Consider the following 10,431-nt stretch of genomic DNA (forward strand, 5'->3'; position numbering starts at 1 on the left):
AAAGCGATCTAGTTCAAACATTTATCCTTAACTCCAAATCTAAAGGAAGTTTCATGCAAAGTGTGCCATAACCAGTGTCTATACTAACGGCCTTTTTTTTCGTTTAGGACAAATTGCCTATGAAGACATTTATGAAAGACGAGTTAGCCCTGCTACTGGGAATACTGACCTTAGTATTCTTTAAAACCGGTGGCGATAGCTTACTCGCCGATGGCACCGCCCTCTCGACCTATATTCCCGTTTCACTCGCCCTATTGGGTGTAGTGACTTGGGCTATTTTCTCTGTGGTACGCCACTCAGATGCACTAGCGATTAAGCTTGGCGATCCCTATGGCACCTTAATCTTAACTTTATCGGTCATTTCACTCGAAGTGGTGATGATCTCCTCCGTGATGCTGACCGGAGAACCCAACCCTGTCATGGCGCGCGACACTATGTTCGCCGTCGTCATGTTGATCATCAATGGCTTAGTGGGCTTTACATTATTACTTGGCGGCTGGCGTTACCATACCCAGCATTTCAATTTAGATGGCGTAAAATCCTATCTCGTGGCGATTATCCCCCTCGCCCTACTCTGTTTAGTACTGCCTAATTTTACCGAAGGTGGCACTATTGGCGGCATGTCTAAAGCCATGTCTTGGATGCTGATCATTATTTCGATTCTGCTCTATGGCGTCTTTTTAGTGGTACAAACGAAGAGCCACAGCCATTTCTTTGTCGATGCCGATCATGAAGACCATGAGGAACACCACGGCATACTACGCAGCAATGCTTACCATACGATTCTATTAATTGGCTACTTGCTCGTGGTCATTTTGCTGGCAAAAACCTTAGCTATGCCTATCAATTACAGCGTAGCAACTCTAGGCGCTCCACAGGCATTAGGCGGCTTTATTGTGGCCTGCTTGATTTTATCCCCCGAAGCTGTGGGAGGCTTTAAGGCCGCGTTAAACAATCAATTACAGCGGGCAATGAATCTGTATTTTGGCTCAGTGCTCGCGACGATTGCACTCACAGTCCCCGCGGTATTAATTATTGGCAGCGTGATAGATCAAGAAGTCCATTTAGGCCTGTCACCCGCCGACATGGTGCTGTTAATCACCAGTTTAATGGTCTGTAAGGTAAGCTTTAGCAGCGGTCGCACCAATGCATTGCACGGCGCGACTCATATAGTCTTGTTTATCGTTTACTTGTTCTTAATGTTTGAACATGCCTAAACTTTATTAAATCCAAGGCCGAGCGTGATTTATTTGCGTCTCGGCTTTACGCTTTTCTCATCCAGATTGACCCGCAGTAAGAGTACAAACCAGACTAAAGCGCCAACAACAAACCAGATAAAAATCCACACTAACTTATGGCCATTACGAGCCTCAAATGGTTCAAATTTGGGCATAAAAATCGTTTGATGTTCAGCTTGATAAAGCGGACTTTTTTGTGCGGCGCTGAGCAACTCTGAACGAAGTGAGGATGGAGCTAATCGTTCAAGGTAAACAAAACTCTGGGGGTCCAACTCATTGAACTCATTTAGGGATTTAGCCAAAAACGCTTTGAATTGCGCTTCTTTCTCATTGGGTTCAAGTCGATTACTGATCTCCTGCTGATAAACTTTACCATACCAAGCGAGGGCCTTAGCATGCCAACTGTCTGCACGCTCGGCAAAAATCGGCATAGCGATATACAGTGCCATATTTAAGTGACTACTATGTTTACCTGTAACCTCTAGGCTTCGCTGCAAACCAATTTGCGTCTTATCAATATAAGATTGCTGCAACTGATAATACTGAGTATTTTTATGGAGATACAATTCTTGTATCGATGCTAATTGCGTTAACTTCCCCGTGGTCGTCTTGAGATATTCCTGCGCAACAATGCAAGGAACAGCCATTAATTGCACCGCGATCAATAAATAGAAAAAGCGCGAATTATCTTTAACAAACTTGAGTCGTTTTAGCCTAGGCCGGATATAAATGATCGACAATACCCAAGACAGTATCTGCGGCAGCCACAAATTAACGATATCTTCATCTAGGCTAAAAAACTCAAGGTTAACCAACAACAGCCAATGGACAAAACTGTAACCAGAAACAAATAACAGGCTGAGAAATAAGAAGGGAAAATAGATAAGTTGAATTTTTTTTAAAAATACATCCACACGAATGTCATCCTTGAGAACATAAAATAACGACTATGGTACGCTCAAATCCATCATAAATTTACCAAAATTGAATAGAAACTCAAAGCGTTAAAACATAAAGGCCAGATTGATTGCTCATCTGGCCTTTATGTTTGTACTTTTATAAAGCTGCAACCGAGAAACTAGGTCTCACTCAACTTAGCTAATTGCTGCTGGCTACGTTGTTTCTTGTATTGCTTAGCTTCAGCAGGAATAGGAGTGACTTTGCCAGTCTCTAGCCAGTTACGTAAACGGTTAGCATCCGCAATATGAGTATATTTGCCGTAAGCATCGAGCACGACAAATGCCACTTGGCGTTTTGCCATTTCAGTACGCATCACAAGGCAGTGCCCCGCAGCATTCGTAAAGCCTGTTTTGGTTAGATGAATATCCCAGTTATCTTTATAAACTAAACGATTGGTATTACGAAAATCTAAACTGTATCTTGGGTTGGCAAAGGTAACCGTCTTCTTCTCGGTCGAACTCAGCTGGCCTAGCATAGGGTACTTTTCACTGGCCTTAAGTAATACAATCAGATCACTGGCACTCGAAACGTTTTTATAGGATAAACCTGTAGGTTCAACATAGCGGGTATTTTTCATTCCCAGCGCTTTTGCTTTGGCATTCATCGCCTTAATAAAAGCTTTATGACCACCGGGATAATGATGTGCAAGACTTGCAGCTGCACGGTTTTCTGATGACATTAAGGTCAGCAATAACATTTCTTTACGGCTGATTTCACTGCCGATACGAACTCGAGAATAAACACCTTTCATTTCTTTGGTATCACGGATGTTTACCGCAAGCTTTTGCTCCATAGGTAACTTTGCATCCAGTACCACCATAGCTGTCATCAACTTAGTGACAGATGCAATTGACATTACTGCATTAGGATTATTGGAATAAAGCACTTCATTGGTTTTTAAGTCCACGACTATCGCACTACGTCCTGCAATTTCTTGCTTTAATGGTGCTTGCTTCGTTTTTGCTGTCGATTGAGTTTTGGTGCTTTTATATGCGACAGAGGCCGAATCGGCTGAATGCGCTGTCGTGGCAACGGTGAGACTGCTGCACGCAAGAATAAAACTACTGAGCAGAAAACGGATCTTCATATAGATTTCACTGAATAGATAAGGGATCGATTGTGCTATGGCACAGGTTTTGGCTAAGTATAGGAGTTCTACAGTGAAAGAAATAGAATGCAATTAGACTTTTATCTGCAAGATCAGCAGTTTCTCCTCAATTTTTATTATGTAAAACCAGCTTAACCTGTCACTAATCCAGAGCAATAAAGCATCTAGCTCTAGACATTTCAATTGCAGTAGAGACAAAATCTTAGGAAGAGGCTTTTTTCAGTAGAATAATTTGAAATGAAAATAATGGACGACTTTTTGCACTTTTAACAAAAGTCCCTGTACAACAGTGGTTTCAAGCATCTAAATACGTCATTTTAGGCGAATGAAAGCGTTAACATACGCCCTAAAATGCCGCGTTATAGCATCTTATCCGCTAGCGTAAGACAAATTCGAGTAAAGCTTCAGTATCTTCGCTCTCTTGTATCAGTTGGTCTGTCAGCACAAAACCGTGTCTGAGCAGCACTCGCTGTGAAGCTAAATTATGTTTAGCCACATGGGCAAAGAGGGGTCTTAAACTGACTAAAGGCAAAAATTGCGCTAAGGTCTGTGTCGCGATACCTTTGCCCCAATATTCACGGTCAATCCAATACCCTATCAGCGCTTGTCCATCACTTTGCCAATGCCTAATATTGCCCACAAACTTGCCATCGACCACTATCGCCCTTGGCAATACATTCACTTGTCCCAGAATATTTTGATGCCAATGTTTAAAAAACGCTTCTCGATCTCGAGGAGGAAATTGAGCAAGCTGGTTAGCAATGGGATCGCTTTGATGCACAAAAATAGCTTCAAGATCACTTTCAATAATCTGGCGTAAACTCACGCTGTATTGCGTGTTTGGTTGTTTGTCTGACTTACTAGACATAGGTATCACCATTAATACTATGTATTTCAACTTGGTACAGCATGCCACATTTTATGAAGGTAAGCTCAAAAAAAAAGCGCATAACCGAGAAGGAGTTAGCGCTCGAAGAGGCAAATTTGCCGAAATTGAGGTGTGTAAATTCAAGCCATAAAACTCACACGATAGCATTCAAAGCCTAGATAAAAATCAATGCAAAAACGGGTGCGCCTAATACCATAGCGATACCAATAAAAATCATAGTCAAACTGGCGATAACGCCCTCTTGCTTGCCGATTTCATTGGCTTTTGCGGCGCCAGCACCATGGGCAGATGCCCCTAGAGCAACACCTTTACCTAACGAAGTACGAATACGCATAAATTTAAATAAGGGATCGCACACCAAGATGCCAATAACGCCTGTAATTAACACCATCATAGCCGTCAACTCAGGCACGCCGCCAAAGGCACTGGTCGCCTCCATCGCAAAGGGAGTCGACACCGAACGTACCAGCAAACTCTTAGACAATTCCACCGGCAAGGGCACAAACTTCACCAACAGCCAAGAAGACATCATCCCCAGAAACAATCCGGCCGTTACACCTAACCCTATCGTCAGCGGATACTGGCGGATCAAGTTACGCTCACGATAAATCGGCAAAGCAAAGGCGATAGTTGCTGGCGCTAACATGGCCATTAACCAATGGGTGTATTCAAAATAGGTTGGCAGCGGGATTTTAAGATTAAACACCAATAAGGTAATCACTATTGGCGCTAACACTATGGGCGCTAACCACCAGACTCTATGGTACTTATAGAGACGCTTGGCGCCGAAGTAACAGAATATGGTCAGCAATAAGCTGAATAAGGCTAATCCCGTCTGCGACAACACAAAATCCACCACTTTTGAGTCAGTCATCATTAAGCCGCCTTAGCGTGGCGACGGGCTTGCTTTTTGATGTTCAGTTGGCGCTCAAAACGAAACACTCTATCGACCACAAAGCCTGTACCAAACATCACACACACACTGCCCATCACTAAAGTGAACAATATATTGGTGCCGTATTGCTCAAACAAACCTTCGTACTTAATAACGGATATCACTGGCGGGATGAAAAACAGCAATAACTCACCAATCAACCAAGCGGCGCCCAGTTGCACGGCATTTTCAGGAATAAGTTTAAAACCTAATACAAATAAGAGTATGCCTAAGCCAATCACACTTCCTGGAATAGGAGAATGTACCCAAGTGGCGAACCAGTGACATGCGAAGGACAGTAAACAGAAGAGGCCGATTTGGCTTAATAACAAAGCCCAATGTCGACACTGACGTATTGCGGCTTGTGGGAATGACATGATTTTCTCGGTTAGAACAAAGTTTTCTATAGGGCTATTCTAGGCTTGCCTATTTGATAAAAAAAATGAATATTAAGAATGTAATGCATGAATTTTAAGAATACATTTAAAGGTGAACCTTAATGGACCTCAAAGTTATCCGCTATTTTATCGAAATCGTCGATGCTGGAGGCTTCGGTAAAGCCAGCGAAAAAGTTCATCTCACCCAACCTGCACTATCAAAAGCCGTACGCCAATTGGAAGAGGAGCTAGACCTCATCTTACTCGAACGCGGTAAACGCGGCACCCAAGTCAAACTCACGCCCGCGGGCGAAGTTGTTTATCGACATGGCAAAGAGTTACTCGCTGGCCGACAACGCATGCTCGCTGAACTCACGGCCCAACGCAGCTTAACCGCGGGCGAACTCAATCTCGGATTGGCTCCTCTAGGTAGTGCCGAAATTTTTGCCCCGATTATTGCCAAATATCGCCAGCAATATCCGCAGATAGAGATGCACTTACTCGTCCGTGGCGGGGTAGAGCAAACAGCGGCAATCCAAAAGGGCGAAATTGAACTGGCCACTGGGATTATTGATTTTGATGAGGGTTATGACGGCATACGCGTGTTTAACGATCCTATGGTAGTGGTACTGCCTAAGGAAAATCCGTTATCCACCCGACAGATATTATCGTTTAGCGATCTCAGTGCCGACCCTCAGGTGATGTTCGAAACTGAATACACTCTCTATCAATTAGTGCTCAATGCCTGCCGACACGCCGGATTTGTCCCTAAAAACATCACCCGCGTTAGCCAAGCCGATTTCGGTATTGCCTTAGTCGCCGCGGGCACAGGGGTTATGGTATTACCGCGCTCCATCGCGCGGCGCTACAGCGTGCCCGGCGTCGTAAATATCCCACTGGCGAGTGACGAGCTGCGCTGGGAGCTATCGCTCTTTTGGCGCAAAGACCAAGTATTGTCCTTCGCAGCTCAAGCCATGATCGCCTTAGTCGAGAAGCACTTAACCCATAAATAACCCTATTCTTACCAAGGAACCACTAAGCTTAAACGCACTAGCGTATCGCTATCCCATGGCAGAATAGGCAAATACTCAGCCGAGTTAACATCGACTTTGGCATAGTGGTCTAAATTGTATTGCGTGTGCTCAGCACTCAGCATTAACACGCTATTAGGCCGCCAAAAATCGGTTTGGTAACTCAGCTCAAAGCGATATTGATTCTCTAACCATTGGTCTTCGTCTTGCCAGGTTTGTGCGGCCACTTGCATATGTAGCTTAGGCGTCACATTAGCCCCTAAACTTCCCATAAAGGTATAAGCAAACGTACCATTGCCAAAATCGCCACGATCGTAACCTCGAGTTCTAGGCACATCGTCATCGATTTCGAGATAATAATAACCCGCACCCGCCTTAAACTGGGCCTGTAATTGTTGTCCGTCAAAGTTAGCTGTCAGCCCAGGAAATACCTTAGCTTGTTTCTCAACCGAGCTAACGGTATTACGCTTTCCCTGTAAATCGAACTGCCAACCGAATGAAAACGCGGGATTAACACGATAAAGTTCACCGCTCGCGGCATAGGCAGACTTAAACCACACAGGGATGTGATCCGGGTCGAGTTTATCGACATCTACGTCTATATAGGCATCCAGCGCCGCCGTCAGCAAAATATCGCTTTGGGTTTTATGTTCTAACAATAGACTCGCATTCACCCCTAAGGTGTGAGAATCCTCGACCACAAAATCATGGCTGCCTAAGCTGTAATGCCACTGAGTTTGCTCTTCGGCCTGCAGTGCACTCGATAAGCACAGGGCTAAACACACTAATGCTGAGTTGAGATAGTTCACTTTTGACTCCTGAAATATCGTTTCTAGCTTGATAATCAAATCAGCCAGAGGATTAAACTGCATAAAATAGGAATAACACCAACTAAGGTTGCCGTTAAAGAGCGGCTAAACTAGCCAATTTAATCAAAGAATAATAGGCGATAGTTCAAATTATGACACTCTCATTGAGAAGCCGCTAATAAACACCACAGAAGTATAGATAGCCAAAAACCTAACAGTAACAATAGTTATAGACCAAAGCACAATAATTCAACCCAGAAAAAACAACTTACACACAAATTTGTACAGGAAAGCAGCACCCCTCAATCTTGCGACTGAAAACTGCAAAATAGAAATGAATTTTTAATCAAATTAACAGCATAATTATTGACACTTAATGCTCATCTGCCTATAGTCGCCACACTGATAGTGAAATCGAACAAGAGAGTCTTAAATGAAAAAGTCCATGTTATTAGGCGGCCTGACCTTAACTGCCACCTTGTTGTTAGCTGGATGCGGAAAAAGCGATGACGTGTTAGTCGTTGGCACTAATGCCGCCTTCCCTCCTTTTGAATATGTTGGCGGCCAAAGTGGCGATGAAATCAAAGGCTTTGATATCGATCTGGCCAAGCAAATCGCTAAAGATGCGGGCAAGACACTGAAAGTCGAAAACATGAAATTCGATTCACTGATCGTCGCACTCAACTCAGGCAAGATTGATTTTATCGCCTCAGGTATGACGATAACCGCTGAACGTCAAGCAAACGTAAATTTCTCTGAGCCTTACTACGAAGCGACTCAAGTGGTACTAGTCAACAAAGATAACGATAGCATTCATACGCTTGAAGATATTAAGGGCAAACACTTTGCGGTGCAGTTAGGCACAACCGCTGACATTATGTCGAAAAAATACACCCAAAATATCACCGCCTTTAATACGGGTTTCGAAGCCATTATGGAGCTTAAAAATTCAAAGGTAGATTTAGTGTTATTCGACAGCGAACCTGCCGCTAACTATCTGGCTAAAAATCCTGAATTAAAGATGATCAAACTGGATTTTCCTGCTGAGTTTTATGGTTTCGCCGTGTCAAAAGAGCAGCCTGAACTGTTGGCGAGCATCAATAAAACACTGGCTAACATGAAAGCTAACGGCCAATATCAGACGCTCGTTTCTGCCCATATAAAGTGATATCAGCATGATAGACGCAATTAATACCTCGCTGTTTAGCCCGATTGGCGAAGATGGCATGATAGGCATACTGCTGATATTAAATGGTTTGAAAGTGACATTAATCGTCACTTTCTTCGCCATGTTATTAGGCGCAGTGTTAGGCATTGGCACCACCTTTATGAAGATGTCGTCTAAGTGGTATATCCGCTTCCCCGCCAATCTTTATGTCGGTGTGATCCGTGGCACCCCAGTAGTTGTGCAATTAGTGATCCTTTACTTCATCGTGCTTTCAGCCTTAGATGTCGATAAGATCACTGCCGCCATTATCGCTTTTGGTCTCAATAGCGGCGCGTATATTTCTGAGATAATCCGCGCGGGGATTCAAGCCGTTGATAAAGGTCAAACCGAAGCGGCACGTTCACTTGGCTTGTCCCAAGCAATGACCATGAAATCGATTATTCTGCCCCAAGCGATTAAGAATATTCTGCCCGCACTTGGTAATGAATTTATCGTGCTCCTCAAGGAAACCGCCGTCATTGGCTTTATCGGTGGTGTTGACCTTATGCGCGCCGGTGAAATCATCCGTAGCCGTACCTTCGAGGACAGTGTGCCGTTATTTACCTGCGCCCTTATTTACCTATTCCTGACCTACAGCTTCACATTTGTGCTGTCGAAATTTGAAAAGAGGTTGAAACAAAGTGATTAAAATAACCAACCTGCATAAAAACTTCGGCGATAACCAAGTGCTCAAGGGCATTAGCGAGCATATTCGTCAGGGCGAAGTGGTGAGTGTGATCGGCCCAAGTGGCAGTGGCAAGAGTACCTTTTTGCGTTGTATTAATCTGTTAGAGCAGCCAAGCCAAGGCGATATCGAGATTGAAGGTCAATTGATCACAGCGCCAAACGCCTGCGTAGATAAACTGCGGCAAAAAGTGGGCATGGTGTTTCAAAACTTTAACTTGTTCCCCCATAAAACCGTCATCCAAAACATCACCTTAGCGCCCATTAGTCTAAAACTAATGACGCCAGCTCAGGCCGAGACCAAAGCCCTCGACCTACTGGCACAGGTTGGTTTAAGTGACAAAGCCAATGCCTACCCCGCCAGTTTATCGGGCGGCCAAAAGCAAAGGGTCGCCATTGCACGCGCATTGGCCATGGAACCAGACTTGATGCTGTTCGATGAGCCAACATCGGCACTCGATCCTGAAATGGTCGGGGATGTATTAGACGTGATGAAAGATTTAGCGCTAAAGGGCATGACCATGGTCATTGTCACCCACGAAATGGGCTTTGCGCGCGATGTATCCGATCGAGTGATCTTCATGGACGGCGGTTATGTAGTCGAATCTAGTCCGCCAGATGAGCTATTTAGCCACCCGAAAGAAGCCCGTACCCAAGCGTTTTTAAGCAAGGTACTCCGCTAGCTTAAGCGGCTTAAGTCCTTTCCCTCATGCTCACTGCAGTGACTTTAATAAGTGCCTGCAGTGAGTAAATGATTCAAATTAGGATCCTAACATTCAACGTTTATGACAAAGACTAAATTAAACAAGTCAGGATACAATCATCTTTCACAACACCATAAAAATTATGCCTTTGAATTAATAGGTATTGAACAAAAGCTAAATAGCCGTTTATCTGTTCAGGGAGTTTATTGTCATTGTGTCTCCAGCGACACGCCGTGAATATGTGTAGTGGCACACTAATTTTGGCCACCTAAATAGAGGTGATATTATTACCTCGTAGATGACTTTAGGTGAACACATGAGATCGACAACCAGAAAAACATTTAGTGCTGAATTCAAACTTGAAGCAGCCCAATTAGTCCTCGATAAAAACCATAGCATCATCGAAGCTGCAAAGGCGATGAACGTAGGTAAGTCCACTATGGATAAATGGGTGAGACAGTTAAAACTAGAACGCCAGGGTGGCACACCA

Annotated in this window: 12 protein-coding genes; 6 read left to right on the forward strand and 6 right to left on the reverse strand. The window is 44.0% G+C overall.

Features of this window, described 5'->3' with window-relative positions:
• Window positions 1-119: 119 nt before the first annotated feature.
• Complete coding sequence (locus tag L5M28_RS01990; protein ID WP_025008445.1) at window positions 120-1,217, forward strand: calcium:proton antiporter; 1,098 nt, start codon at window positions 120-122, stop codon at window positions 1,215-1,217.
• Window positions 1,218-1,246: 29 nt separating this feature from the next.
• Here L5M28_RS01990 and L5M28_RS01995 read toward each other — a convergent pair whose 3' ends face one another.
• The 5 genes from L5M28_RS01995 to L5M28_RS02015 form a co-directional block, all read right to left on the reverse strand.
• The gene (locus L5M28_RS01995) at window positions 1,247-2,152 is read right to left on the reverse strand and encodes a hypothetical protein (protein WP_263202292.1); all 906 of its coding nucleotides are present in this window, start codon (window positions 2,150-2,152) and stop codon (window positions 1,247-1,249) included.
• A 164-nt stretch (window positions 2,153-2,316) separates the two neighbouring features.
• On the reverse strand, window positions 2,317-3,285 hold the full coding sequence (gene pbpG / locus L5M28_RS02000) for a D-alanyl-D-alanine endopeptidase (RefSeq protein WP_105251600.1): 969 nt from the start codon (window positions 3,283-3,285) through the stop codon (window positions 2,317-2,319).
• Between the two features lie 397 nt (window positions 3,286-3,682).
• Window positions 3,683-4,174, reverse strand: coding sequence for a GNAT family N-acetyltransferase (locus L5M28_RS02005; protein ID WP_263202294.1), 492 nt, complete (start codon window positions 4,172-4,174; stop codon window positions 3,683-3,685).
• 175 nt (window positions 4,175-4,349) lie between these two features.
• On the reverse strand, window positions 4,350-5,069 hold the full coding sequence (locus tag L5M28_RS02010; protein WP_028761650.1) for an LrgB family protein: 720 nt from the start codon (window positions 5,067-5,069) through the stop codon (window positions 4,350-4,352).
• A 2-nt stretch (window positions 5,070-5,071) separates the two neighbouring features.
• Window positions 5,072-5,506, reverse strand: a complete 435-nt coding sequence (locus tag L5M28_RS02015; RefSeq protein ID WP_263202296.1) for a CidA/LrgA family protein — start codon at window positions 5,504-5,506, stop codon at window positions 5,072-5,074.
• A gap of 122 nt (window positions 5,507-5,628) precedes the next feature.
• Between L5M28_RS02015 and L5M28_RS02020 the strand changes: the two genes are divergently transcribed.
• Window positions 5,629-6,519 (forward strand): LysR family transcriptional regulator, encoded by an 891-nt coding sequence (locus L5M28_RS02020; protein WP_028761648.1) that lies wholly within the window; start codon window positions 5,629-5,631, stop codon window positions 6,517-6,519.
• An 8-nt stretch (window positions 6,520-6,527) separates the two neighbouring features.
• Here L5M28_RS02020 and L5M28_RS02025 read toward each other — a convergent pair whose 3' ends face one another.
• On the reverse strand, window positions 6,528-7,346 hold the full coding sequence (locus tag L5M28_RS02025) for a hypothetical protein (protein ID WP_263202298.1): 819 nt from the start codon (window positions 7,344-7,346) through the stop codon (window positions 6,528-6,530).
• A gap of 433 nt (window positions 7,347-7,779) precedes the next feature.
• Here L5M28_RS02025 and L5M28_RS02030 point away from each other — a divergent pair, with 433 nt between their 5' ends.
• The 4 genes from L5M28_RS02030 to L5M28_RS02045 form a co-directional block, all read left to right on the forward strand.
• Window positions 7,780-8,514, forward strand: a complete 735-nt coding sequence (locus tag L5M28_RS02030; protein WP_261272060.1) for a basic amino acid ABC transporter substrate-binding protein — start codon at window positions 7,780-7,782, stop codon at window positions 8,512-8,514.
• 7 nt (window positions 8,515-8,521) lie between these two features.
• Window positions 8,522-9,202 carry an amino acid ABC transporter permease gene (locus tag L5M28_RS02035; RefSeq protein WP_006085903.1) on the forward strand — a complete coding sequence of 227 codons (681 nt, stop codon included), beginning with the start codon at window positions 8,522-8,524 and terminating at the stop codon, window positions 9,200-9,202.
• Entirely contained in the window at window positions 9,195-9,920 is a 726-nt protein-coding gene (locus L5M28_RS02040; RefSeq protein ID WP_028761645.1) for an amino acid ABC transporter ATP-binding protein, read from the forward strand. Before L5M28_RS02035 ends, L5M28_RS02040 begins: the two co-directional genes overlap by 8 nt.
• Before the next feature lie 337 nt (window positions 9,921-10,257).
• Window positions 10,258-10,431 (forward strand): transposase (locus tag L5M28_RS02045; RefSeq protein ID WP_263148818.1); only part of this gene is annotated, 174 nt, incomplete at its 3' end.

Origin of the sequence: Shewanella sp. SW32, from assembly GCF_025653365.1 — a bacterium.
GTDB lineage: Bacteria > Pseudomonadota > Gammaproteobacteria > Enterobacterales > Shewanellaceae > Shewanella > Shewanella oncorhynchi.